General features: G+C 65.6%; 29 protein-coding genes and 1 pseudogene. All 30 read left to right on the plus strand.

Annotated elements, in window-relative coordinates:
* The first annotated feature begins 51 nt into the window (after positions 1-51).
* Positions 52-405, plus strand: a complete 354-nt coding sequence (locus ACEU5R_RS14775; RefSeq protein ID WP_009459699.1) for a DUF3085 domain-containing protein — start codon at positions 52-54, stop codon at positions 403-405.
* A 368-nt stretch (positions 406-773) separates the two neighbouring features.
* Entirely contained in the window at positions 774-1,691 is a 918-nt protein-coding gene (locus ACEU5R_RS14780) for a DUF3577 domain-containing protein (protein ID WP_023103924.1), read from the plus strand.
* Between the two features lie 57 nt (positions 1,692-1,748).
* On the plus strand, positions 1,749-2,438 hold the full coding sequence (locus ACEU5R_RS14785) for a DUF3275 family protein (protein WP_023103923.1): 690 nt from the start codon (positions 1,749-1,751) through the stop codon (positions 2,436-2,438).
* A 94-nt stretch (positions 2,439-2,532) separates the two neighbouring features.
* The gene (locus ACEU5R_RS14790) at positions 2,533-2,856 is read left to right on the plus strand and encodes a hypothetical protein (RefSeq protein ID WP_023103922.1); all 324 of its coding nucleotides are present in this window, start codon (positions 2,533-2,535) and stop codon (positions 2,854-2,856) included.
* Between the two features lie 101 nt (positions 2,857-2,957).
* A complete protein-coding gene (locus ACEU5R_RS14795) occupies positions 2,958-3,365 on the plus strand; it encodes a hypothetical protein (protein WP_023103921.1) in 408 nt (135 codons plus the stop codon).
* A 16-nt stretch (positions 3,366-3,381) separates the two neighbouring features.
* Entirely contained in the window at positions 3,382-3,642 is a 261-nt protein-coding gene (locus tag ACEU5R_RS14800; RefSeq protein ID WP_023103920.1) for a hypothetical protein, read from the plus strand.
* 78 nt (positions 3,643-3,720) lie between these two features.
* On the plus strand, positions 3,721-4,368 hold the full coding sequence (locus ACEU5R_RS14805) for a hypothetical protein (protein ID WP_023103919.1): 648 nt from the start codon (positions 3,721-3,723) through the stop codon (positions 4,366-4,368).
* A 38-nt stretch (positions 4,369-4,406) separates the two neighbouring features.
* Positions 4,407-5,540: a DUF6094 domain-containing protein gene (locus ACEU5R_RS14810; RefSeq protein ID WP_254912518.1), complete on the plus strand. Its 1,134-nt coding sequence runs from the start codon at positions 4,407-4,409 to the stop codon at positions 5,538-5,540.
* A gap of 50 nt (positions 5,541-5,590) precedes the next feature.
* Positions 5,591-5,911: a hypothetical protein gene (locus ACEU5R_RS14815; RefSeq protein WP_023103917.1), complete on the plus strand. Its 321-nt coding sequence runs from the start codon at positions 5,591-5,593 to the stop codon at positions 5,909-5,911.
* Positions 5,912-6,001: 90 nt separating this feature from the next.
* Positions 6,002-6,307 (plus strand): hypothetical protein, encoded by a 306-nt coding sequence (locus ACEU5R_RS14820; protein WP_023103916.1) that lies wholly within the window; start codon positions 6,002-6,004, stop codon positions 6,305-6,307.
* A 135-nt stretch (positions 6,308-6,442) separates the two neighbouring features.
* Positions 6,443-8,722: a helicase-related protein gene (locus tag ACEU5R_RS14825; RefSeq protein WP_058655498.1), complete on the plus strand. Its 2,280-nt coding sequence runs from the start codon at positions 6,443-6,445 to the stop codon at positions 8,720-8,722.
* A 113-nt stretch (positions 8,723-8,835) separates the two neighbouring features.
* Positions 8,836-9,705 carry a hypothetical protein gene (locus ACEU5R_RS14830; protein WP_028690957.1) on the plus strand — a complete coding sequence of 290 codons (870 nt, stop codon included), beginning with the start codon at positions 8,836-8,838 and terminating at the stop codon, positions 9,703-9,705.
* 160 nt (positions 9,706-9,865) lie between these two features.
* Positions 9,866-10,465 carry a PilL N-terminal domain-containing protein gene (locus ACEU5R_RS14835; protein ID WP_028690956.1) on the plus strand — a complete coding sequence of 200 codons (600 nt, stop codon included), beginning with the start codon at positions 9,866-9,868 and terminating at the stop codon, positions 10,463-10,465.
* Positions 10,462-11,103 carry a hypothetical protein gene (locus ACEU5R_RS14840; RefSeq protein ID WP_023103912.1) on the plus strand — a complete coding sequence of 214 codons (642 nt, stop codon included), beginning with the start codon at positions 10,462-10,464 and terminating at the stop codon, positions 11,101-11,103. The genes ACEU5R_RS14835 and ACEU5R_RS14840 overlap by 4 nt, the downstream gene beginning before the upstream one ends.
* A gap of 14 nt (positions 11,104-11,117) precedes the next feature.
* The gene (locus ACEU5R_RS14845; protein WP_023103911.1) at positions 11,118-11,843 is read left to right on the plus strand and encodes a TIGR03759 family integrating conjugative element protein; all 726 of its coding nucleotides are present in this window, start codon (positions 11,118-11,120) and stop codon (positions 11,841-11,843) included.
* Positions 11,825-12,430, plus strand: coding sequence for a transglycosylase SLT domain-containing protein (locus ACEU5R_RS14850; RefSeq protein WP_028690955.1), 606 nt, complete (start codon positions 11,825-11,827; stop codon positions 12,428-12,430). The genes ACEU5R_RS14845 and ACEU5R_RS14850 overlap by 19 nt, the downstream gene beginning before the upstream one ends.
* On the plus strand, positions 12,427-12,966 hold the full coding sequence (locus tag ACEU5R_RS14855; RefSeq protein ID WP_017515759.1) for an integrating conjugative element protein: 540 nt from the start codon (positions 12,427-12,429) through the stop codon (positions 12,964-12,966). Before ACEU5R_RS14850 ends, ACEU5R_RS14855 begins: the two co-directional genes overlap by 4 nt.
* A gap of 4 nt (positions 12,967-12,970) precedes the next feature.
* Positions 12,971-15,160 carry a type IV conjugative transfer system coupling protein TraD gene (gene traD, locus ACEU5R_RS14860; RefSeq protein WP_023103909.1) on the plus strand — a complete coding sequence of 730 codons (2,190 nt, stop codon included), beginning with the start codon at positions 12,971-12,973 and terminating at the stop codon, positions 15,158-15,160.
* Positions 15,157-15,906 carry a TIGR03747 family integrating conjugative element membrane protein gene (locus tag ACEU5R_RS14865; RefSeq protein WP_023103908.1) on the plus strand — a complete coding sequence of 250 codons (750 nt, stop codon included), beginning with the start codon at positions 15,157-15,159 and terminating at the stop codon, positions 15,904-15,906. Before traD ends, ACEU5R_RS14865 begins: the two co-directional genes overlap by 4 nt.
* A gap of 98 nt (positions 15,907-16,004) precedes the next feature.
* A complete protein-coding gene (locus ACEU5R_RS14870; RefSeq protein WP_023465080.1) occupies positions 16,005-16,388 on the plus strand; it encodes an RAQPRD family integrative conjugative element protein in 384 nt (127 codons plus the stop codon).
* On the plus strand, positions 16,385-16,618 hold the full coding sequence (locus ACEU5R_RS14875) for a TIGR03758 family integrating conjugative element protein (protein WP_009459672.1): 234 nt from the start codon (positions 16,385-16,387) through the stop codon (positions 16,616-16,618). Before ACEU5R_RS14870 ends, ACEU5R_RS14875 begins: the two co-directional genes overlap by 4 nt.
* A 16-nt stretch (positions 16,619-16,634) precedes the next feature.
* Entirely contained in the window at positions 16,635-16,994 is a 360-nt protein-coding gene (locus ACEU5R_RS14880) for a TIGR03745 family integrating conjugative element membrane protein (protein WP_023103906.1), read from the plus strand.
* Between the two features lie 12 nt (positions 16,995-17,006).
* Positions 17,007-17,405, plus strand: coding sequence for a TIGR03750 family conjugal transfer protein (locus tag ACEU5R_RS14885; protein ID WP_023103905.1), 399 nt, complete (start codon positions 17,007-17,009; stop codon positions 17,403-17,405).
* The gene (locus ACEU5R_RS14890) at positions 17,402-18,091 is read left to right on the plus strand and encodes a PFL_4703 family integrating conjugative element protein (RefSeq protein ID WP_023835765.1); all 690 of its coding nucleotides are present in this window, start codon (positions 17,402-17,404) and stop codon (positions 18,089-18,091) included. The genes ACEU5R_RS14885 and ACEU5R_RS14890 overlap by 4 nt, the downstream gene beginning before the upstream one ends.
* Entirely contained in the window at positions 18,088-19,014 is a 927-nt protein-coding gene (locus ACEU5R_RS14895; RefSeq protein ID WP_023103903.1) for a TIGR03749 family integrating conjugative element protein, read from the plus strand. The genes ACEU5R_RS14890 and ACEU5R_RS14895 overlap by 4 nt, the downstream gene beginning before the upstream one ends.
* A complete protein-coding gene (locus ACEU5R_RS14900; RefSeq protein ID WP_017515583.1) occupies positions 19,004-20,434 on the plus strand; it encodes a TIGR03752 family integrating conjugative element protein in 1,431 nt (476 codons plus the stop codon). The genes ACEU5R_RS14895 and ACEU5R_RS14900 overlap by 11 nt, the downstream gene beginning before the upstream one ends.
* On the plus strand, positions 20,415-20,855 hold the full coding sequence (locus tag ACEU5R_RS14905; RefSeq protein WP_023103901.1) for a TIGR03751 family conjugal transfer lipoprotein: 441 nt from the start codon (positions 20,415-20,417) through the stop codon (positions 20,853-20,855). Before ACEU5R_RS14900 ends, ACEU5R_RS14905 begins: the two co-directional genes overlap by 20 nt.
* Positions 20,855-23,722 carry a conjugative transfer ATPase gene (locus ACEU5R_RS14910; RefSeq protein ID WP_023103900.1) on the plus strand — a complete coding sequence of 956 codons (2,868 nt, stop codon included), beginning with the start codon at positions 20,855-20,857 and terminating at the stop codon, positions 23,720-23,722. Before ACEU5R_RS14905 ends, ACEU5R_RS14910 begins: the two co-directional genes overlap by 1 nt.
* A 13-nt stretch (positions 23,723-23,735) precedes the next feature.
* Positions 23,736-24,500: a DsbA family protein gene (locus ACEU5R_RS14915; RefSeq protein WP_028690954.1), complete on the plus strand. Its 765-nt coding sequence runs from the start codon at positions 23,736-23,738 to the stop codon at positions 24,498-24,500.
* A gap of 178 nt (positions 24,501-24,678) precedes the next feature.
* Positions 24,679-25,017 (plus strand): annotated as a pseudogene (locus ACEU5R_RS14920) (JAB domain-containing protein); the annotation flags it as partial.
* Between the last annotated feature and the right edge of the window lie 25 nt (positions 25,018-25,042).

The raw sequence follows: 25,042 nt of genomic DNA on the forward strand, positions 1-25,042 counted from the left end.
ATCCGTTTCGGTGGAGGGCTTTTTTCTTCATCCATACAGGAGATTTCAACCATGTCACTGCGATTCAGAGGCTCCGACCTGCGCCCCGTGCTTGCCGAAGCCATCGCCAACCAATGCCGCGTCGCCCTGGCCAAGGACCAGGGCGTGTACTTCCTCGCCGAGCGCGGAGAGCGCCGCCCCGATGGCCGCGTGAAGCTGCTGGCCTATGCCGTCGGCTGCAACCCGGATACCGACCCGTTCGATGACTGGTGGGAACTGGCACGCGCCGAGCTTGGCGGCGACGACTTCGGCGAGTTCTTCGACCCGAAAGACAGCGTTTTCACTCGCATTCTGCAAAGCTCAGATGATCTGGAGCTGTCCGCCACCGCTACGTATCTGTCGCTGGCGGCGGTGGAATCGGCGTAGTCCAAAAATGTCCGCATACCCCTTGAAGCCCCCATTTCGGGGGCTTTCTTTTGGGCGGAACTGGGCAGCCTGGAAAAAATGGGAAGCGCCCGGATGCCGATTGATTGCTGTCGCGCGCGCGAGGCCCGGCCATGCTGACCCCATGCCTGCTGACGTTGTCAGCGACATGCCAAGCAACCATCGGTCTTCAAGGTTGCGTCGCAGTTCCCACTGCGTGACCGAGCCAGCTCGCACCGCATCCATCCGCGAGCGGCCACCAGTCTCTGGTGGCGGATGCTTTCGCCTTATCGACCCACCGCGGGGTTACGCACCTTTCCCCGCATGCGTGGGGCTGGTGTGTCTCCGCTTCTTCCCTATGGAGATTCACCATGAACACCACGTCCAACGAGAAATCGTATTTCGACCTCCACACCTCGGGCATCGGCTACATCCAGCGTGTCCGTGAAGTGCCTGTCCGGGGCGGCCGCCGTGCGCAGCCTTTCCTGGCATGCACCGTTGCCGCGCTGGTCGGCCCCGCCAGGGACCCCAGCTACCGCTACTTCGACGTCAAGGTCTCGGGTGCCGAGGCCAAGAACCTCGTCCAGCGCTACATCGGCGTTGACGATCCCAAGCAGCGCCCGCTGGTGCGCTTCCGCCTCGGCGACCTGTGGGGCGATGCGTACATCCGCGACAAGGGCGAGCGCAAGGGTGAAGCCGCCGCGTCCCTCAAGGCGCGACTGCTCAAGGCCGAGCCGCTTGACCGGGCCGAACTGGCTTCCATCAAGCAGCACGAGCTGATCACCCGCGGCATCGGCTACCTCAGCCGTCCGAAGGACGTCACCCCCAAGGATGGCGATCCGTTCCTGTCGTGCTGCGTCGCGGCTCTGGCCGGGCCTGTCGGTGAACCGGACTATCGGTACTTCGACACCATCGTCGCCACCCCTGAAGCCGAGCACCTGGTTCGCCGGTGCGTGCAGGCCATCGAAGGGGACCGCAAGGTGCTGATCGCCTTCAAGTTGAACGACATGAAGATCGATCCGTACATCCGCACCAAGGGTGAGCGCGCCGGGGAGCCGGGAGCGAGCCTGGAATCGACGCTGATCCACATCGGTCTGATCAAGATCGACGGCACCCAGGTCTATCCGACGAGCCAGGCGCAAGCCGAGGCGTCGCAGGCCGAGGACGCACCCGCGCCCGAAGCCGAGGACGCCGCCGACACCGCTGCCGACCAGCCTATCGAGCCCGCCGAGCGCGAGCCCGCAGGTGAAGTCGAAGAGCAGGAGCCGGCATTGGCTGCTTCGTTCTGATCCGGCATGGCCCCTCACGGGGCCTTGCCTTTTTCCTATTCCTCAAGGAGAAGCATCATGGCAGTCACATCGGCACCCGAGAAATCGGCCACTCCCATCATCGTCCCGGGCCAGCTCGCGCTGCGCACCATTCATGGCCGCAACGGAAAGTTCAATGTTGGCAAGCTCGAATGCCAACTCGGAAAATTCACGATTAAAGACGCGGAGTTGGAGCAATACCCCGAGGGCAAGTATCAAGGGGAGTTCGTCCTTCGCTACATCTTCCTCAAAGGCTATCCGATCAGCGACGGCAGCATGCGTTTCGAGATGCGCGCCAACCTGGACGGTATGACACTTTTCGGCATCGACAAGCTGAGCAAGGCCGAAGCACATAGCTTCGCCCCGCAGGAAGTCGATCCGCTCGATGAAGATCAAGGGACACAGCCTGCGACAACGCCGGCCAAACCCGCCAAGGCATCCAGGTCCGCCAAACCTGCACCCGTGCAGACGTCCGCGGACCCGCTGGTCGATACCACGCCCTTCGGCGTGGACGCGCCGCCTGCTGCGGCTGCTGCCCCCGGCAGCACCGAGGATGGCGACGCCGCGCTGTTCGGCCTGTTGTGGCCGCTGGGCGAGTCTGTGAAGCTGGATTCGACCATCGACCGCCGCGCCCTGCGCGCCCAGATCGCCCGCCTGGGCGAACTGGGCTACGCGCTGGACTTCAAGACGCAGGAGTGGAGCCGCCAGGCCGAACTGCAACCTGCGTGATTGCAGACACCGCATCCGCGGTGTTCTTCATCCACCCGCTGGGGTTCCTTCCCCATGCGGGGGTGGCCTCGGCTTTCTTCTGGAGGTCTCCATCATGTCCACCATCACTTGCGATACACCCCGTTCCGCGCTGGACGAAACCGCGTGGCGCGCCGTTTGCAAGACGGCCGCCGAGCATGCCCAACGTGGTTGCGGCCTGTCCTGGGATCACTGGGTCACGCTTTTCAGCTCGGAGATCGACGCGCAAGCCAGTCGATTGCCGGAAAGCCAGCGCGTTCATGCGCTGGAAATCGCGACCCAGGAATGGGACTACGCAACACCTGCCGAACGGCAGGAAACCCAGGACTGGCTCGCTGAAAACGGCTGCTGTTCGCATGGGATCACGCTGGGTTGCTGCCCGGCCGGTTGCGGTTCCTAGCCCGCACTGCATTCCATCGCCGCACACGCGGCATTCCATCACCCGCTGGGGGTTCTTCCCCACGGGGAGGCCTCTGGCTCTACTTCTTCAGGAGGCCTCTCATGGGCTGGTATTTCTCTCCCCAATCGCGGTCTGAACTGATCGCCGAACTGATCGCACCGCAGGAGACCGAGCGCGCCAGCGTGAAGGTCATCGCCCACACGCTGCGCGGCAACGTCCTCTGGTCCGTCGCGGAAGTGACGGCCAGGGCCGAAGGCGTGCATCGTGATCTCGCGCCGGGCCAGTCCCTGCGCTACATCCGCTGCGATCTTCTGGAGCGCAGCGGCAACCAGTGGGGCTACAAGCCGCTGGACGAGTCCATGCACCCGTACTACTACTCGTGCCCGCTGTCCTATCTGGACCTCGCACCGGAGCAGTCCGCCGACTGGCGTGCAGGCGTTCGCGCCTACCACGCGCGGCGTCGTACACCCACGGTTGCCACGGCACCCGCCGCGGCACTATTGGCCTGAGCCAGGAGGAACCAACATGGACCCGATCCTGGCTGCGCTCCCCGCCTCGCTGTTAAAGCTCGTTGAAGGCAGTTTGTCCAACGACGAAGTTTCCTCCGACGAGGAAATGCTGGCGTACTTCATCGACAACGGCCTCACCGAGGAGCAGGCACGGCAGGCGCTGACCTATCGCGACCAGTACCTCAACAACATCTACCTGGACGGCTTCACGCCGATCACCGCGGTGGACGAGGCGCTTCACTTCAACCCGCACACCCGGCAGTTCGAGCCGGACTGAGCGGTTTTCTTCCACCCCCCCCGGGGCAGTACCTGCCCCGACGGGCGGTGCTGTTCCCGCTCATCCGAGGACACCACCATGCCCGCAAACACTTCTTCCACGCTGTACCGCATCGACGAATGCCCGGACGTGATGGCCGACGCCTGCGTTGGCGATGACCAGGGCAACCTGATCTTCCTGTCCATCTGGGCACGCGACACCGCCGTCCAGCAATTCCTCGCTCGCCTGACCCTCGGGCGCGACGAGCAGGGACTGGACCAGTTCCACGTCATCACCGACCAGGGCGGCAGCGTCCCGGTGTTCATCGGCAACGTCGATCGCCTGGAAAAGCGCATGACCCGCGCCTACCGGCGAACGCTGTTCGGTTCGCTGTCCAACGTGTGGCTGTTCGACCGGCGCTGCGTCAAGCCCGACAAGGCCAACGCCAGCGCATTGGCACTGCTGCCGCGCGACAGCGCCCACCGGCTTGACCGCCTGTGGATGCTGGTGCGGGACACCTGCCCGTTGCCGCTACTCGACCACTGGCGCGAGACCGTGCTGGAACTGCTGCAAAGCCGCGAGATGCTGGCCCGCCTTCCGTTCGCCCTCGGGCCGCTGGAAGGCCATCGGCTCGCCATCGACGTGCCGGCGCTGACCCTGGCGCTGGGCTCCCTGATCCGCAGTGACGCGCTCACCGCCTATCCCTATCCGACCAAGATTTGGACGCCGGAAGCGGTAGCGGCTTGACCCCCTCGGAGGCACGTCTCGGCGTGCTTCCGTCTTTCATCCCCGCCAACCAGGAGACTTCCATGGCCCTCATGTTCCCGCGGCTCGCCCGCAATTTCGCCAAGAACGGGTACTACCCGACCGACGAACCCACGCTCGAAAGAGCCCTCAACGCACTGATGCCCAGCGACGGGCCGATGTGCATCCTTGATCCCTGCGCCGGCGAAGGCGTGGCGATCGCCGAAGCCGCCTATGCCCTCGGGCGTGACCAGGCCAAGGCATTCGCGGTCGAGTTCGACGCGGAGCGGGCACGCCATGCCCGAGGCTTGGTCGATCACTGCCTGCACGCGGACCTGATGGACACGATGGTCTCCAAACAGTCCTTCGGGTTGCTCTGGCTCAACCCGCCGTATGGCGACCTGTCCAAGGACGTCAACGGCAACATCGGCTATCAAGGTCAGGGACGTGCCCGCCTCGAAAAGCTGTTCTATCAGCGTTCGCTGTCGCTGCTGCAGTACGGCGGCATGCTGGTCTTCATCGTCCCCGGCTACGTGCTCGACGCGGAGCTGGTTGGTTGGCTGACACGCCACTACACCGATCTGCGGATCTACCGAGCGGTGGAAACGCAGTTCAAGCAGGTGGTGATCTTTGGCCGAAGGGTGCGCCAGCGCGAGCAGGCCCCCGATGGCGTCAAGGCCGTGCGCAACCTGCTGCTGCAGGTTGGGCTTGGCGAAGTCGAAGCCGAGGAACTGCCGAGCGAATGGCCGTTCCTGCCGTACATCGTCCCCGCCAGTCCGGTCGAGCCGGAGCATTTCTTCCGCGTGACGATGGAGCCGGAGCAGTTCGCCGATGAGGTCGGTCGGCTGCAAGGCCTCTGGCCGTCGCTGGACACGCACCTGGGGGCCGCGCAGCAGTCGCTGCGTCCACCGGCGCGAGCCTTGTCCCACTGGCATCTCGCCCTGGCCTTGGCAGCGGGCGCGATCTCCGGCGTTGTGCGCTCCCAGACGGGGCGCGTGCTCGTCGTCAAAGGTGACACCCACAAGGACAAAACGCTCCAGCGGGAATTCACCGAACGCGAAGACGGCTCCATCGCCGAGACCCGCATCCTCACCGACAAGTTTGTGCCCGTCATCCGCGCGTGGGACATGACGCCTGGCTCCGCGACACGGGGCGAGGTGTTGACCATCCGCTGATCCACCGGACGCGCTGCCGTCCTGCTGTACCACATCGAAGGAGAAACACCATGTTCCCGAATCCGTTCAAGCGGCCAGCGCCGCACAAGCAACCGTTGTTCGCACCGAGTACGTTGAAGTTGAGCGAGAAGGTGCATTGGCTGGCCCGAAGAGGCCTGATCGACCCCTTAGCCTATGTCCAGCGCCATGTGCGCGGGGACTGGGGCGAGATCGATGAGGCCACACGCCAAGCCAACGACGTGGCGATCCAACAGGACAACCTGATGATCTCGCAGTTCAGGATCACGCCGGACCTGGCGCTAATCGTCAAGACCAGCGAGGACCACCAGACCACGGTGATCCAGCTTCCCGAAGAGCGGGACCTGATCTGACGTCCCCACATCGTCATCCTCATTCTCCTGACGGAGCCACTTCACTCCGGCAGGGGTGTCGTGGCTCAATGACTCATCAAGGAGGAGCCCATGGCATCACATCGCATCGAAACCTACTGTCAGAACCTGGCGTTCCCCATCGGGGCGCTTATCTTCAGCAAAGGCATTGACCGCCTGGTCCGCTCGGGTCGCCTCGACCCGATCCCGTACTTCAGGCGCCACACCCGTGGCGACTGGGGCGACGTCAACGTCCAGCAATGGCAGGCCAACAGCACCGCGCTTCAATCAGGCGCATCGCTGGCATCGCACTACGTGATCCATCCGGGGCTGGCCATTCGCATCGTTACCGACGCGGAGCGCCACGCCACCGTCATCGTTCTGCCGTCCGAGGACTGAGCACGGTTCAGCCGCTGGCCACCCAGGCCAGCACCTTCAACCACCGTCGGCCACGCGTCGATTTACTTCCCACCACGGGGCATGCCACTGCCCCGCTGGGGGTGGTGCATGCCCCTTTTTCTTTGGAGCATCACCATGTCCCTCGATCTCGAAACCAATGCCGCTGAAGCCGCGCCCGTACAGGGCGAACTGCTCGACGCGGAATCTTCCCCTCTGACCCTGAGCCTTCAGGATTTCGTCGGCGAGTTCGGCGACGAACTGCTCGACGCCCTCAACAGCGCCAACCCGCCGGTCTATACCGGCCAACCGCAAGCACATCGCCAGCTCATCGTCGCCAGCCTCAAGCGCAAGCTGTTCCAGGCCCAGGCCGAAGTCGTCCACGCCGCCGCGGAGCTGCTGATTGACCGTGGCGAGCGCGCCGCGATCGTCAATGGCGAGATGGGCTGCGGCAAGACGACCGTCGGCATCGCCACGGCCGCTGTGCTCAACGCCGAAGGCTACCGCCGGACCTTGGTTCTCTCGCCCCCGCACCTTGTTTACAAGTGGCGGCGCGAGATCCAGGAGACAGTAGCGGGCGCGAAGGTCTGGGTGCTCAACGGCCCCGATACCTTGGTCAAGCTCATCAAGCTGCGCGAGCAGTTGGGTGTGCAGCCGACCGGCCAGGAGTTCTTTGTCCTGGGGCGCGTCAGGATGCGGATGGGGTTCCACTGGAAGCCTGTCTTCACCACGCGGCGCACCCGCCACGGCGACGTGGCGGCCTGCCCGGACTGCGGCACGGTCATCACCGACCTCGACGGCGAGCCGGTCAACCCGATCGCGCTCCAAGCCGAGGAGTGCCGCAGGAAGTGCAGCCATTGCGCAGCGCCCCTGTGGACGCTGATCCGCCCACGCAGCCTGTCCGGCAGCGACCAGTCCTCGGCCGTGCTGAAAGCCTTGAAGCGCATCCCGACCATCGGGGCAGTCACCGCGCAGAAGCTGATGCAGAAGTTCGGAGACGGCTTCCTGGCCTCGATGCTCGGCGACAACATCCATGAGTTCATCAACCTCATGGACGGCAACGGCGAGCTGGTGTTTTCCGACCGTCAGGCCACCCGCATGGAACGTGCGATGGCCAACATGGAGTTCGGCTTTGGCGAAGGCGGCTACCAGCCGTCCGAGTTCATCAAACGCTACCTGCCGCAAGGCACGTTCGACCTGCTCATCGCCGATGAGGCGCACGAGTACAAGAACGGCGGCAGTGCCCAAGGCCAGGCCATGGGCGTGCTGGCAGCGAAGGCTCGCAAGACCTTGCTGCTGACTGGCACGCTGATGGGCGGCTACGGGGACGACCTGTTCTACCTGCTGTTCCGAGCCCTTCCGGGGCGGATGATCGAAGACGGCTACCGCCCGACCACGAGCGGCAGCATGACCTCGGCCGCGATGGCGTTCATGCGCGATCACGGGGTCTTGAAGGACATCTACTCCGAGAGCACCGGCACGGCGCACAAGACGGCCAAGGGCACCAAGGTATCGGTGCGCACGGTCAAGGCCCCGGGCTTCGGCCCCAAGGGCGTCTTGCGCTGCATCCTGCCGTTCACGATCTTCCTCAAGCTCAAGGACATCGGCGGCAACATCCTGCCGCCGTATGACGAGGAGTTCCGCGAAGTCGCGATGGACACGGCGCAAGCCGCGGCCTACCGCGATCTGGCGGGTCGGCTGACCGCGGAGCTGAAACAGGCTCTTGCACGACGCGATACGACCTTGCTGGGTGTGGTGCTCAACGTGCTACTGGCCTGGCCAGATTGCTGCTTCCGGTCGGAGACCGTGGTGCATCCGCGCACGCGCAACACCTTGGCGTTCGTCCCGGCTCAGTTCAACGAGTTCGAGATCAGCCCCAAGGAGCGTGAGCTGATCGACATCTGCAAAGAGGAGAAGGCGCAGGGCCGCAAGGTGCTGGCCTACACGGTCTATACCGGCACGCGCGACACGACCAGCCGGTTGAAGGTGCTGCTGGAGCAGGAAGGCTTCAAGGTGGCGGTGCTGCGCGCAAGCGTGGATGCCAGCCGCCGCGAGGACTGGATCGCCGAACAACTGGACCGTGGCATCGATGTGCTCATCACCAACCCCGAGCTGGTTAAAACGGGACTGGACCTGTTGGAGTTTCCGACGATCGTGTTCATGCAGTCGGGCTACAACGTGTACTCGCTGCAGCAGGCGGCACGCCGCTCCTGGCGCATCGGGCAGAAGCAACCCGTGCGCGTGATCTACCTTGGCTACGCCGGCTCCTCGCAGATGACCTGCCTCGAACTGATGGCCAAGAAGATCATGGTCTCGCAGTCCACCTCGGGCGACGTGCCCGAATCAGGGTTGGACGTCCTGAACCAGGATGGTGATTCGGTCGAGGTCGCACTGGCCCGGCAACTGGTCGCCGCCTGATCCCCACGCCAACGCTGGCCTAACGCCGCCGGCTTTCCGCTGTTCCCACCTTGCAGCCACGTCCACGGTCTCCGTGGGCGTGGCTGCGCTTTTTCGATCCCAAGGAGATTTCCATGAACACCAATACCCAAGCAACGACCAAAGTCGTCAGTGCTCGCCTCACGCTGGACGTGACTTACCTGCTCAACGGCGAGGCCGAATCGGAAATGCTGGCACGGCTGCGCAGCATGTGCGAATACGCCATCGATGAGGGTCTGCTGACCGGCGAGACCGCCGCGGAAGTGGATAAGTGGTCGATCGATGTGTCCGAGCAGCCCTCGGAAGCTGAGAGTGACACCCTGGTAACCGAGATCGCCTCCTTCATGCGGCAGCGCATCGAAGACGGCAATCTGAACGCTGAAGACATCCCCGTGCGCCTGGCGCGCTACGGCCTGATGGCTCCCGAGGCATTCGCCGACGAGATGCGCGAGCGCATGGGTATGGCCGACGAAGAACCCGAGAGTCAGGCTGTCATCCCTCCGACCGAGCCTGCTGAAGGCGGCGAGATCGAGATGCAAGTCGCTGTCGCCTGCGTCGATGCTTCCGGCACCCCCAACATGCCGGTCTTCAAGGTCAGAACCACCCAGGAGGAATACGACCAGGGTGCCCACTACCACAAAGCCAAGGATCTGGCCGAAGAAGCCCGGTACGAAGGGCCGTTCGTCTGCTTCGACGCTGCCGAATATGGCCCCATCCTGTCGGCCGCCCGCGAACTGGGTCTTGTCCCGCAGGTCGTCGTGGTCGATATGACCGACGGCCAGATCCACTCCATCCGCTGCGACACCGGCGAGATCAAAGTCGTCTGCTACGACACCAGCGATACCGACGAGTACTCGGTGGCGATGGCGGACCGGCCGCTCGGCGAGAACGGCCAACTCGTGCGCTGCTGGGCGCATGCCCAACTGGCACAGGTCGATCCTGGCCTGAAGCTGGCTCGGGGTTGATTCGGCAGGGTCCGACCTGCGCTCTCATTGGCCCCTTCGGGGGCCTTTTTCTTTGGAGGGAGGCTGTCGGAAAATCGGACGGGGCGTGATTCGCATTGTTTGCTGCCGCGCACGACCCCAGCGGCGATGGTGAGGGCTCGATGTTTCAGGACGCCGAGCTATGTGCCCCTCTCCACCCTGGTTTCACCATCCCGAACGCCGCCTGCTGACGGGATTTCTCGGCCTGCTTTGGTCGGTACTGGCTGGCGGCTGCGCGACAACGACTGCGCCGCACGCACCCGATGCCTTCGAGGAAGTCTCGACCGCGCCCGAACCCGAAGCGCCCGAGTACATCCCCGTTGTGCGCTATGGGCGCTACACGTTGGTCGAGCTGGCCCCCACGGCGGCGCAGCGCGACCTGCTGTTGCAGACCATCGATGTTTCGATGCCGGCGGATGCCCGCGTCACGGTCGGCGATGGGCTGCGGCACGTGCTCAAGCGCAGCGGCTACAGCCTGTGTCAAACGGCACATGCCGTGATCGAGTTGTATGCGCTGCCGCTGCCGGCGGCGCACCTGCATCTCGGTCCCATGACCTTGCGCGACGCGCTGATCACCCTAGCTGGTCCGGCCTGGGAACTGCACGCGGATGACCGCGCACGACAAATTTGCTTCGAGCGGCCCGGCGACAGCATGGCCGTCGAATCCATGCCTGAACCGGCCGCCGCCGATGCGGTGCAGACCTTCCCACTGATGCCCTCCATTCCAGGCGGCCAGCCATGAACACTCCCCAATCCTCGCGGCGCCCGGCTGCCGCCGTGGTGGCGCAAAGCCTGCTCTGGCTCTGGCTGCTCGGTCTCAGCGTCATCGTGGCCCTCGGCTACCAGGCGATGAGCGACCAGGCCGACGAGGAACGGCTCGACTCCCGTTTGCAACGCCTCGAAGCGCAGGCGGTGGCCTTGGCCGAGACCATCGGAACCATCCAGCAGCGTCCGCAGGTCGCAACGGCGGCGGACCTCAAAGACACCCGCCAAATCCTGGAAGCACGCGCTTCCCAAGTTGAGAAGACATTGAGCAGCTACGCAGCAGCCGACGACCTTCAGGCGCTGCGCGCGGAGATCGAGCAGATCAAGACGCGTCAGACCGCCGCGCGTGCAGCAACACCCGCCCAGCCGCGCACATCGAGCAAGCCCGCCGCCAAGCCTGAACCGCCGCCACTGCCGTTCCGCATCGTCGGCGCCGAACTGCGCGCCGGCCAGCTCAGTGTGTCCGTCGCGCCGAGCAGCGGGGACTTCACGCCCGACCAGCTTCAGGTGCTGTTGCCCGGTGATGCGGTCGGTCCATGGCGCTTGCAGGCAATCGATGGCAGCGCTGCGGTGTTCCAAGCCGGCGAACAGATCCGTCGCGTGGCGATTCCCTGATCGGAGCACACGACATGAAGCCGTCGATCATCCTTTCCGCACTCCTACTGGCTTCAGTCCAGTGGCCCGCGTGGGCGCAACAGCCAGCCACAGCTCCAGCCCGCAATGCGCAGAGCCAGGAGCGCCCGCTGGCCGCCCGCGTCCTGGACGACCGAGTAGCAAGCAACTGGGGGCTCCAACCCCAGGAATGGGCGCGTTACCGCGAGCTGATGGATGGGCCGCTGGGCATCTACTCGCCAAACCTGGACCCGCTGTCTGCCCTAGGCATCGAGGCACGCACCGACGAAGAACGGCGGCGCTATGCAGAGCTGCAGGTGCAAGTCGAGGCTCGCCGCGTCGAGAAGCTGCTCGCCTACCAACGTGCCTACGACGAAGCCTGGCAGCGCCTGAACCCCGGCATGCAGCGCGTGAACCTGCCCGACGACGGGCCGGGCACCGGCACCGCGCGCGGCAGCGGTCGCATGGCGGTGTTCGTCAAGGACGGCTGCGCGGCCTGTGGGCAGCTCGTGCAGCGGCTGCAATCCTCGGGTGCCGAGTTCGACCTGTATATGGTGGGCAGCCGCCAGGACGACGCACGCATCCGCGACTGGGCCAAGCGCGCGCAGATCGACCCGGCGCGCGTGCGCAGCGGCAGCATTACCCTCAACCACGACGGCGGCCGCTGGCTGTCGCTGGGCCTGCCCGGTGACTTGCCCGCGGCTGTGCGCGAGGTGAACGGCCAATGGCAGCGCCAGCCGTAGCGGCCACCTCCTTCTCGCAGCTCTTGTGCGCACTGGTGCTCGCTACCGGCCTGTGCGCCTGCGCCGTCCATGCCCAGGAGATTCCGCCACCTGCCTACCAGCTCGCCGCCCAGCAGGCGGGCATCCCCTCGACCGTGCTCTACGCCGTGGCCTTGCAGGAGAGCGGCGTTCGACGCAACGGGCGCATCGTGCCGTGGCCGTGGTCCCTCAATGTCGCCGGCCAGTCGCGCCGCTTCGCCACGCGCGCCGACGCCTGCTCGGGCTTGCAACAGGCAATGCGTACCACGCCCCACACGCGCATCGATGCAGGCCTGGTCCAGATCAACCTCGGCTACCACAAGCATCGCTTCACCAGCGCGTGCGACCTGCTGGACCCGTATCGAAACCTCGCCATCGCCGCTGAAATCCTGAACGAGCAGCACACGTCCGGCGAAGACTGGCTGCTCGCGATCGGCCGCTACCACCGTCCTGCGGGCGGCGAGCCCGCCGCCCGCTACCGGCGCAGCGTGTCGCGCCATCTCGCGCGTGTGCAGGGCGCACATCCAAACGCCGCGGTGCTCGCCGCGCGCCAGGAGACTTCCCCATGACAAAATCCCATCTGGCCCTGCGGGGCCTGCTTGTGCTGCTGGCAGGTCTGCCGCTGGCATCGCGTGCCGGCGATCCGCTGATCGTGGTCGAAGATCGCGGTGGCACGTCGGCGCTGCCGTACTACGAGGCCCTCAACCTCCAGGCGCGCGCCGATGTCCCGGGCCGGCCGCCCATTCCGACGCCACAGGTTCCCGCCACACCCGCGGACGAGGCAGCGATGCTGCCGGTGCGTAGCGCCAAGCTCACGCCCGGCACCGTCGCGCGGCGCGTGATCGAAGCGCCCGGCCTGCGGCCGTTCGTGGTCATCGGCGACGACGACGCCTCCCGGGCCTGGCTGCAGCGCCGCGGCGTCGCTTTGCGCGAACGCGGCGCGGTCGGCCTCGTGGTCAATGTCGAGACCGCGCAGGGCCTGGCACGGTTGCGTGCCCTGGTGCCGGGCGTGCCGCTCGCGCCCGTAGCCGGAGACGACCTGGCCGATCGCCTGGGGCTGCGGCACTACCCGGCGCTGATCACGGCCACCGGCATCGAGCAATGAAGCCATGTCGGGGAAACAGCCGGTCGAGGTTCTGCTACGCCCAGCGGTGGAGCTATACACCGTCGCGGCGTGTGCAGGCGCCGCGTTTCTGTGCCTGGTGGCCCCATGGTCGCTCGCGCTGAGCCCGTCGATGGGCGTCGGCAGCGCGCTGGCTTTCGGCGCTTACGGCGCGATCCGCTATCGCGATGCCCGCGTGATCCTGCGCTACCGACGCAACATCCGCCGCCTGTCGCGCTACGTGATGACGAGCAAGGACGTGCCCGTCAGCCAGCAGCGGCTTTTCATCGGGCGCGGGTTCCTGTGGGAACAAAAACACACCCATAGGCTGATGCAGACGTACCGGCCGGAGTTCCGCCGATACGTCGAGCCGACGCCTGCCTACCGGCTGGCACGGCGACTGGAGGAGCGGCTGGAGTTCGCGCCGTTCCCGCTATCCCGGCTGTCCGCGCTCACGGGCTGGGATGCTCCTTTCAACCCGGTGCGTCCGCTGCCGCCTGTGGGCGGCCTGCCACGCCTGCACGGCATCGAACCGGACGAGGTGGACGTCAGCCTTCCGCTCGGCGAGCGTGTCGGGCACTCGCTGGTGCTGGGCACCACGCGCGTGGGCAAGACGCGACTGGCCGAGTTGTTCGTGACCCAGGACATCCGCCGCAAGAGCGCTGCCGGCGAGCACGAAGTCGTGATCGTCATCGACCCCAAAGGGGATGCGGACCTCTTGAAGCGCATGTATGTCGAGGCCAAGCGCGCCGGCCGTGAAGGCGAGTTTTACATCTTCCACTTGGGCTGGCCGGAGATCAGCGCCCGCTACAACGCGGTGGGCCGATTCGGTCGCATCTCGGAAGTCGCCACCCGTATCGCAGGGCAACTCTCCGGTGAAGGCAATAGCGCGGCCTTCAGGGAGTTCGCGTGGCGCTTCGTCAACATCATTGCTCGTGCCCTGGTGGAACTGGGACAGCGCCCGGACTACATGCTGATCCAGCGGCACGTCATCAACATCGACGCGCTGTTTATCGAGTACGCCCAGCACTACTTCGCCAAGACCGAGCCCAAGGCCTGGGAGGTGATCGTCCAGATCGAGGCCAAGCTCAACGAGAAGAACATCCCGCGCAACATGATCGGGCGAGAGAAGCGCGTGGTTGCGCTGGAGCAGTATCTCTCCCAGGCGCGCAACTACGACCCGGTGCTCGACGGACTGCGCTCGGCAGTTCGGTACGACAAGACCTACTTCGACAAGATCGTCGCGTCATTGCTGCCGTTGTTGGAAAAGCTAACCAGCGGCAAGATCGCGCAGCTCCTGGCACCGAACTATTCCGACCTGGCCGACCCGCGCCCGATCTTCGATTGGATGCAAGTCATCAGGAAGCGCGCCATCGTCTATGTGGGACTGGACGCGCTGTCCGACGCCGAGGTTGCCGCAGCGGTCGGCAACTCCATGTTCTCCGACCTGGTTTCGGTCGCGGGCCATATCTACAAGCACGGAATCGACGATGGCCTGCCAGACGCCTCGGCTGGCGCGCGCGTACCGATCAACGTCCATGCGGATGAATTCAATGAACTCATGGGTGACGAATTCGTGCCGCTTATCAACAAAGGCGGCGGCGCCGGGCTGCAAGTCACCGCGTACACGCAGACCCTCTCGGACATCGAGGCCCGCATCGGCAATCGCGCGAAAGCTGGCCAGGTGATCGGCAACTTCAACAACCTGTTCATGCTGCGCGTGCGCGAGACTGCCACTGCCGAACTGCTGACGCGGCAGTTGCCGAAGGTCGAGGTCTATACCACTACCATCGTCTCCGGGGCAACCGACAGTTCGGACATCCGCGGCGCGACGGATTTCACGTCGAACACCCAGGACCGCATCAGCATGTCCAGCGTGCCGATGATCGAGCCATCGCACGTAGTCGGCCTGCCAAAAGGCCAATGCTTCGCGCTGCTGCAGGGCGGCCAGCTTTGGAAGGTTCGCATGCCGCTGCCGCTACCAGACCCGGATGAAGTGATGCCGACGGACCTGCAACAACTGGCAGGGTACATGCGCCAGAGCTACAGCGAGGCTACGCAGTGGTGGGAGTTCACCAGTTCCCCGGCCTTGCAGGATGCGGCCTTGCCCGATGACCTGCTGGATGATGCTGCTCCAGCCGAGCCTGCTGCGGTGGCCACCGACACCGACCACAGTGGCGACGAGGCCGCGCCGTGAAGGACGCCGCCTCGACCGCGCAGCGGGAGCAGAATCAGCGCCAGGGCCTGATCGTCGGCACCATCACCTTGCCGTTTCGCTTGCTTGGAGTGCTGATCGGCTCGCTGCTGTTCTCGATCGTGGTGGAGTGCGTCGGCATGCACCTGTTCTGGAAGGACCAGGGCTGGCGCCATTCCCAGCAGATGTTGCAGTACGAGCTTGGGCATCTGTCCAACCACTTCACGCGCAGCGTGGTCGTGCAGGAGCCGGGGCGCACGGCGCACGAGTTGGTGGATACAGGCTACGAATGGGTGTTTGTTCGCTCCGGGCTGCTGGCGCGCATGAGCCAGACCGCCGAGCGCGTCCGCGCGCCCAGCCACGAGCAGGCGCGCAACTTCCGCTACTACATCAGCCAAGCCTATGTCTGGGCCGAGAGCTACCTGATCGCCGCGGCCTTCACGACGCTGACCTTCCTAGTGCGCCTGCTGGTCCTGGTGCTCACGCTGCCACTGATCTTCACGGCTGCTTTCGTCGGTCTGATTGACGGTCTGGTGCGACGTGACGTGCGCAGGTTCGGCGCGGGCCGCGAATCCGGGTTCATCTACCACCGCGCGAAAGCCAGCCTTATGCCCCTGGCCGTGCTGCCGTGGATCACGTACCTGGCACTGCCGATCTCGGTGCATCCATTGCTGATCCTGTTGCCGAGCGCCGCCTTGCTGGGACTGGCCGTGAGCCTGACTGCGGGCAGCTTCAAGAAGTACCTCTAGCCGATCAATCCGGTCATCCGCAGGTTCCTATTGTTTGCGGCCTGAAACAGCCCTGATCTCCACGATCTAGCCATTGCTGATCACACAGGAATGGCGCGATGTTGGCTCCGATCTGGCTGCGCGCCGCGCATCGCGGCGTGCCCACTTTTCTCGTGACGGCCCTTGTGTTGGGCCAGTCCTCGATGGCCTTGGCCGAGTCCCCAGCGCAGCGTCAGGAGCTGGTCGCAGCGCTGCGCCAACTCGACGCGCTGGAGCGCACGGTCGCCGACAGCGCCGCGCATGCCCCCATCCAGCCGGGCGAGCGCTACCACTTCGACTACCCGAGGCTGCTGGCTGACCTGGCGCGCGTGCGCGCCGGCATCCAGGCCCATCTCACACCGTCGCGCGCCCAGCCGCGCGACCCGTCCGAATTGGCCGGCGACTACCGCACGGAGCGGGTCGTCCCGCCATCACCGCCGACGACCGCGGAGGGCAAGCCATGAACGGCGCCCAGGTCTCGGCATTTCAAGCCAACAGCGGCATCGCACCTTCAGCGATGGCGACCGTCCTGGTCGGCGTCGTGTTCGCGGTCCTGCTCGTCTGGGGCGTCTGGGCCATGCGAACGGCCTACGTGGGGTGGTCCGAGAGCCGCCTCAACCAGCGCCAGTTCCTCGGCGTCTGCATCCGATTCGTCGCGATGTACCTCGTCCTGACTTTCTTCCTCCTCTCCTGACCTGAAAGGCATGACCATGCAAAACCGCATCCTCAATTCCCGTCTTGCCCAGCGCGCCGCCGTGGCCCTGGGCGCCGCTGCGCTGCCCGTGCTGTCGTTCGCGCAGGGTCTGCCGCAATTGGAGAACCCGACCCGCGGCACGGGCAACGGCATCATGGAAACGATCCGCAACTACGGCTACGACATCATCATGCTCGTAGCCCTGCTGGTGGTGGCGTCGATGTTCATCGGCGTGTGCTACCACGCTTACGGGACCTACGCGGAAATCCACACAGGCCGCAAGACGTGGGGCCAGTTCGGCCTCACGGTCGCCATCGGCGCCGTCCTGCTCGTGATCGGCATCTGGCTGCTCACCGAAGCCACCGGCATCCTGTAAGGCGAGGCCGGTATGTCTGAGCAGCAGCACGTCCGTGCGGACGGGACCGTGACGTTCCTTCCGCACCGGCTCAACCGCCACCCCGTTGTCGTGCGCGGCCTCACCGCCGACGAGCTGTGGATCTGCTGCGGCTTGTCCGGCGCCGCCGGCCTGCTGGTCGGCGCGCCGCTGTCGTGGGTGTTCCGCACGATCGCGCTAGCTCCCACGTTCGTCGTCCTGGGCGTGGCCTTGGGCGTGTTCATCGGCGGCGGCATTCTTCGCCGCCTCAAACGCGGGCGTCCCGACACCTGGCTGTATCGGCAACTGCAATGGCGCATTGCGACACGTCATCCACTGATGGCGGGTTGGGTGGGCGGCCATGTGCTGATCTCGCGTTCCGGCTTCTGGACCACCCGAAGGAGCGCGCGATGAGCCGCTTCAAGAACGAGATCACCCACCTGCAGGCGCACATCAAGACGCTTCGCCTGGGGGCTGGCGCCCTGGTCATCGTCGCCCTGGTCATGGGCGGCGGCTGGTGGAGCGCTCCGCGCGATCTGACCATCCACGTTCCGCCTGACCTGCGCTCCGGCAGTACCAGGAAGTGGTGGGAAGTGCCGCCCGAATCGGTCTATGCGTTCACGTTCTACGTGTTCCAGACGCTCAACCGCTGGCCGACGAATGGCGAAGAGGACTACGCGCGCAACCTCCACACGCTCTCGCCGTATCTCACCCCGTCCTGCCAGGCCTTCCTTCGCGCGGACTACGACTACCGCCGCAGCACGGGCGAGCTGCGCCAGCGCGTGCGCGGGATTTATGAAATCCCCGGCCGCGGCTACGGCGACGACCCTACGGCGCGCGTGCGCGTGGTCTCCGACCGCGACTGGGTGGTGACGCTGGACATCACCGCCGACGAGTACTACGGCGCCGAGCAAGTCAAGCGCGCTCTGGTGCGCTATCCAGTGAAGGTCACGCGGGTGGACGTCGATCCTGCCCGCAACCCGTTCGGCCTGGCGCTCGACTGCTATGAGGGCGCGCCCCAGCGCATCAGCACGCCGGAGCCAACGCGCCCGGCGTCTGGCGGCCTGTCTCCGCAAGCGCCCCAAGGAGAAACCCCATGAAGCATCCTGTACTCACGCTGCTGGGGCTGTTGGCCGTGGCCGCCGCTCCTGCTGTCCAGGCAGTGGAGATCCTGCGCTGGGAACGTATGCCGTTGGCGGTGCCGCTGAAGGTCGGCCACGAGCGCATCGTGTTCATCGACCGCAACGTCCGCGTGGGCGTACCTGCGGGCGTCGGCGAGCGCCTACGGGTGCAGAGCGCGGGCGGCGCGGTGTACCTGCGCGCCAGCGAGCCGATCGAGCCCACGCGGCTGCAATTGCAGGACGCCGACACGGGCGCGCTGATCCTGCTGGACATTGCGGCGGAGCCAGCCAAGGACGGCGAAGCCGAGCTGGAACCAGTGCGCATCGTCGAGGGCAACAGCACCCCGGCGCGCTATGGCGATCAGCCCGGCGATGACAACGAAGCTCCGGCGCGCGCCCAGGACCAGGCCGGCGCGCGAGCGGCGCGACGCGAGACCCCGGTGTCGGTTGTCCTGACGCGCTTTGCCGCACAGAACCTCTACGCGCCGCTACGCACCGTGGAGCCGCTGCCGAGCGTCATGCGGGTGAACCTGCGCCGTGACCTCGACCTCGGCACGCTGATGCCGACGCTGCCCGTGCGCGCGGTCGCGCTCGCGTCATGGCGTCTGGAAGACCAGTGGGTGACCGCCGTGCGCCTGACCAACAGCAGCAGCGGCTGGATCACCCTGGACCCGCGCGTGCTGCAAGGCGATTTCCTCACCGCCACCTTCCAACACGAGGCGCTTGGCCCGCGCGGGACGCCCGAGGACACGACCGTTCTGTACCTGGTGACGCGCGGGCGTGGCCTTGCGCAATCGCTGCTACCAGCGGTCAACCGCTTCGACCCGGCCGTGCATCTCCCGCAACCGGAAGCCGGTTCCCAGGATGGCACCGACCGCAAGGAGGTCCGCCATGCGCAGTAATGGACTCCTGAAGTGGCTGATGATCCCGGTTGCCGTGCTGGTGCTGTTCGTCGCCATCCGGCTGTTCTCGGGAGGCAGCACTTCGGCACCACCGACCGCGGATGCCGGCGCCAAGCTCACGCCAGCGGAAATGAAGGCGCTGGGCATCGAGGGCGATACCCCGCGCGACACCGTGGCGACGCTCGTTGCCCAAGTGAAGCAGTTGCGCACCGAGCTTCAGACCGCGCTCTCGGACAACAAATCCCAGCGCGAAGAAAACCAGCGACTGCGCCAGCGCGAGAACTCCATTGACCAGCGCATCAATTCGGCCCTCGACTCCGAGCGCACCAACCTGCGTCGCGACCAAGAGCAGGCAGCCAGCGCGCGTCAGCAGACCGAAGGGCTGCTGGCCGACCTGCAACGGCGCCTGGACAGTATCGGCGGACGTGGCGGCGGCCATGCCGACCTGCCGGTGGGTCTGGGGCTGCGTGACGGCGACGAGGCCGGCATGGAAGGCGGCGTGCGCTGGGTCGAACCCGACGATGCGAGGAAAGCCGAGGGGCGCAACAGCAGTCGTGGCACGGGTAGCGGCATGAGCTTCCCGACGAGCTTCGGCCCCGCGCAGAGCACGTTGGAAACCACGGCGGAAACCGTGGCGAACGCGGGCGCACGCGCCGCAGGCGTGAAGAGCGCCAAGGCGGTCTATACCGTACCGACCAATTCGACGCTGATGGGGTCGGTGGCGATGACGGCGCTGATCGGCCGCGTGCCGATCGACGGAACCGTCAACGATCCGTACCCCTTCAAGGTGTTGGTCGGATCGGACAACCTGACCGCCAATGGCATCGACATTCCCGACGTGGCCGGTGCCGTGTTCAGCGGCACCGCATCGGGCGACTGGACGCTCTCGTGCGTGCGCGGCCAGGTACGCAGCATCACCTTCGTCTTCCACGACGGCACGATCCGCACCATCCCCGAAGACCGCGACGGCAACCAGCAAAACAACCAGCAGCAGAACTCTCAAAGTGGAGGCCTGGGCTGGATCAGCGACCCATACGGCATTCCCTGCGTCAGCGGGGAGCGGCGCAGCAACGCCCAGCAGTACCTTGGCTCGCAAGCCCTGATTACCGCCGCCGGTGCCGGCGTCGCCTCGCTGATCGACAGCGACAGCGGCCAGATGTCCTACGTCGGCGCCGACGGCTCCATCGGCAGCGTCGGTATCTCGGGCAATGAAGCCGTGGGCCGCATCCTGGCCGGTGGCGTGCGCGACATGGCCGACTGGGTGAACAAGCTGTACGGCCAGGCGTTCGCCGCTGTCTATGTCCAGCCCGGCGCGAAGGTCGCCGTCCACCTCGAAAAGCCGCTCGCCATCGACTTCGATCCCGAAGGCCGCAAGGTCGATCACCGCGCAGGAGAAAGCCATGCTCTCGAACTTGAATAAGGCCCTGGCGCTGGCCCTCGCCGTCGCGGTGCTCGGCGGCTGTGCCACCAGCAAGGAAAAGCTGCTCCCCCACGGCGACAGCACGATGATGGACATCTGGCAGCAGAACGCCGGTGACGGGGGTGGTGGCGCCGGCCAGGTGGCGCGCAGGCAATTGCTCGATGCACGCCAGAGCCTGCGCCGGACGCTGACCGAGGCCGACGTGGAGGCCGCGCCCACCGAGCAGATGCGCTACACGCGCACGGCGCGCAACGAGGTCTATCGCCAGTTCCACCGCCTGCCGAACCCCGATCTTGTCATGTATGTGTACCCGCACCTGGCGGGCACCGATCCCGTGCCGGTTCCGGGCTACACGACGGTCTTTCCCCTGTACCAGCGTGTGCAGTACGCCATGCCGGGCGAGCGCGTGGAGGACTACTGATGCGCTGGAAACTCCCCTGGCCGAAGCTGGCTGCATCCGATGGTGGCAATGACGAGCAGCCGGACGGCTGGCAGCGCCACGTCGAGGCGTTGCGCCAGGCCGGCATTGCCGAACCCGGAGCGACGGTCCAGGGCCGCAGGCCGGCGACCGTGGCGGACGAGCAGGCGATGTACGACGTTGCGCAGTCATTCGCGGAGCTGCTGCCGTGGGTGGAGTTCCTGCCGCCGTCGAAGTCCATGCTGCTGGAGGACGGGCAATCGGTCGCGGCCTTCTACGAACTGGTCCCGCTAGGCACCGAAGGTCGGGAACCGGGCTGGCTCGCTCATGCCCGCGATGCGCTCGAAAACGCGCTCCAGGACTCGTTCGATGAGCTGGATGAGAACCCGTGGGTGCTCCAGCTCTATGCACAGGACGAGCCCAGCTTCGACCAGTACATGCAGACGCTACGCGACTACGTGCAGCCGCGCGCCCGCAGCACGGCCTTCACCGAGTTCTACCTCCGCTTCTTTGGCCACCACCTGCGCGCGGTGGCCAAGCCCGGCGGACTGTTCGAGGATACGGTGGTCACGCGGTTGCGCTGGCGCGGCCAGACGCGGCGCGTGCGCATGGTGGTCTATCGCCGGGCCGCCGGGCAGGCGAACCGCCGCGGCCAGACACCCGAGCAAATGCTGAACATCGTCTGCGATCGCCTCTGCGGCGGCTTGGCGAACGCCGGCATCCAGGCCCGGCGCATGGTCGCGGCCGATGTTCACGACTGGCTGCTGCGTTGGTTCAACCCACGCCCCACGATGCTCGGGCCCGGCGCTGAGGAGCGAGAGCGCTTCTATGCGCTGGCCCGCTATCCCGACGAGGTGGAGGAAGGTGAGATTGAGCTGGCGAGTGGTCGGGACTTCAGTCAACGGCTGTTCTTCGGTCAGCCTCGCTCCGATGCCGAGCACGGCACCTGGTACTTTGACGGTATGCCGCATCGCGTACTGGTCACCGACCGGCTACGCATGCCGCCCGGTACGGGGCACCTGACCGGCGAAACCCGCAAGGGGGACGCTATCAACACGCTTTTCGATCAGATGCCCGAAGACACCACGATGTGTCTGACCATGGTGGCGACGCCCCAGGACATCCTCGAATCGCACCTGAATCACCTGGCGAAGAAGGCTGTCGGCGAAACACTGGCATCGGAACAAACGCTCAAGGATGTGCAGGAGGCACGCTCGCTCATCGGCAGCGCGCACAAGCTCTACCGCGGCACGCTGGCCTTCTATCTGCGCGGACGCGATGAAGCCGAACTTGACAGGCGCGGTCTGGACCTCGCCAACGTGATGCTCAACGCGGGGTTGCAGCCTGTGCGCGAGGACGATGAAGTCGCGCCGCTCAACAGCTACCTGCGCTGGCTACCGTGCTGCTACAACCCTGCGCAAGATCGACGGAACTGGTTCACCCAACTGATGTTCGCCCAGCATGTGGCGAATCTCTCGCCGGCGTGGGGTCGCAGCCAGGGTACGGGTCATCCGGGCAACACGTTCTTCAACCGCGGCGGCGGGCCGATCACGTTTGATCCACTGAACCGCTTGGACAGGCAGATGAACGCCCATCTGTTCCTGTTCGGCCCCACCGGCTCGGGCAAGAGCGCAACGCTCAACAACCTCTTGAACCAGGTCACGGCCATCTACCGGCCGCGGCTGTTCATCGTGGAAGCCGGCAACAGCTTTGGCTTGTTCAGCGACTTCGCAAAGCGCCTGGGTCTGACCGTGAACCGGGTCAAGCTGGCTCCTGGCTCGGGCATCAGCCTGGCGCCGTTCGCCGACGCTCGCCGGCTGATCGAAACGCCCAGCAACGTGCAGACGCTTGATGCCGATGCACTGGATGAAGAATTGCCAGCCGATTCCTCGGTCATGGAGGAGGACGAGCAGCGCGACGTGCTGGGTGAACTGGAGATCACGGCACGGCTGATGATCACAGGCGGCGAGGACAAGGAAGAAGCCCGGATGACGCGGGCCGATCGCTCGCTGATCCGCCAGTGCATCCTCGATGCCGCCGAGCACTGCGTGGCCGAGAAACGCACGGTGCTCACGCGCGACGTGCGCAACGCGCTGCGCACGCGCGGCCAGGACCCGACGCTGCCCGAGATGCGGCGCGTGCGGCTGCTGGAGATGGCGGACGCGATGGACATGTTCTGCCAAGGCACGGACGGCGAGATGTTCGATCGCGATGGCACGCCGTGGCCCGAGGCCGACATCACGCTGGTGGATCTCGCGACCTATGCCCGGGAGGGCTACAACGCGCAGCTCTCCATCGCCTACATCAGCCTGATCAGCACGGTGAACAACATCGCCGAGCGCGACCAGTACCTGGGCCGTCCGATCATCAATGTGACCGACGAAGGCCACATCATCACGAAGAACCCGCTGCTTGCGCCCTACGTTGTAAAAATTACAAAAATGTGGCGCAAGCTAGGGGCCTGGTTCTGGCTGGCTACACAAAATATCGACGATCTGCCGCGTGCCGCGGAGCCCATGCTCAACATGATTGAGTGGTGGATCTGCCTGTCGATGCCGCCCGATGAGGTCGAGAAGATTGCACGCTTCCGCGAACTCTCGCCCGCGCAGAAAGCGCTGATGCTCTCGGCGCGCAAAGAAGCGGGCAAGTTCACCGAGGGCGTCATCCTTTCCAAGAGCATGGAAGTGCTGTTCCGCGCCGTGCCGCCCAGCCTGTACTTGGCGTTGGCGCAGACCGAACCCGAAGAGAAGGCCGAGCGCTACCAGCTCATGCAGCACTACGGCTGCACCGAACTGGAAGCGGCCTTCAAGGTGGCCGAGAAGATCGACCAGGCGCGCGGCATCGAGTCGCCGGCCTTGGAACTGTCGTAAGACGGAGAACGCCATGGAACAGAAACGTCCTTCCATTCCGATGCAGGTCCAGGCGTTCCGCCGCCGCAACGGGCGGCCCCGCTGGCCCTGGGCATTGGCTGCTGTGCTGGTCGCGCTGCTGCTGATCTGGCTTGTGTCAAGGTCGCCCGGCGAATCCCCGCCGCAGCCGCCCACGCCGGTCAGCATGGCACCGGTGGCCGGGCCGCCCTGGCTAATGGGCAACCCCAAAGGCCGTTTCACGCTGACGCTCTATGCCGACCTGGAGTGCCCGTTCTGCCGGGAGTATTTCCCGCAGCTCAAGCGGTGGATCGGCAACAACACCGACGTGGCGCTGCAATGGCACCACCAGCCGCTGGCCGAGCACGAGCCGGCCGCGTCAGCCGAGGCACGCCTAGTGGAATGCGCTGCCGAAGCAGGTGGGCATGTCGCGTTCTGGCAGGCGATCGAATGGGTCTATGCCCACACGCGCAGCGGCGGCCAGGGCTTGCCCGATGGCTTGCGGTACCCCGAATCGACGCCAGCCAGCGAGCAGTGCATGGCAAGCGAAAGGCCCAGTGCGGCTATCCGCGCCCAGGCTGCGGAAGCCACCAAGAGCGGCGTAACCGCCACGCCGTCGCTGCGCCTGCTCGATCGCCAAACGGGCCAGGCCATCCTGCTGCAGGGGCCGATCGAGGGCGATGCCTTGCTGTCAGCCATGGACATGCTGGCGGCTGAGGGTCCGACCAGCACACCCACATCCGAAATGCCTGCCGACGTCGTCGGCGACATGCCCAGGTAGCCCCGGTCTTCAAGGCTACGGCGCAGTCCTCTGCGCTGACCGCGACTCGTTCGCCTTGCATCCTGGCCGCGAACGGTCACCGCAATCGCGGTGATGGATGCATCTTTTCATTCTCATCCCCAGGAGGGCTTGCCCTCGGGGGCGCGCGCCCTCCGATCTCACCGTCTGGAGGTTCGCCATGTCTTTCGCCATCAATGACTCCTGTGTGGAGTCGCTTTCCGCCGTAGCTGCCCAGCACGAAGACTGGATCATCCAGCAGGCCATCGTGCTGCTGGAAAAACGGATCTTCAAAGCTGGACCATGCCTCAGCCAGCCGGCCGCCGTGCGGGACTATCTGCGCGTGAAACTGGTCGCTGAACCCAACGAGATATTCGCCGCTGTGTTCCTGGATAGCATGCACCAGGTGCTGGCCTACGAGCCATTGTTCAGGGGCACGATCAACTCGACTTCTGTTTATCCACGTGTCGTCGTACAGCGTGTGCTGGAGTTGAACGCCGCCGCGGTGATCTTGGTGCATTATGTGGCGCGGAACATAATGTGAG

This window comes from Achromobacter sp. 413638, from assembly GCF_043119405.1.
In the GTDB taxonomy this organism is placed as follows: Bacteria; Pseudomonadota; Gammaproteobacteria; order Burkholderiales; family Burkholderiaceae_B; genus Achromobacter.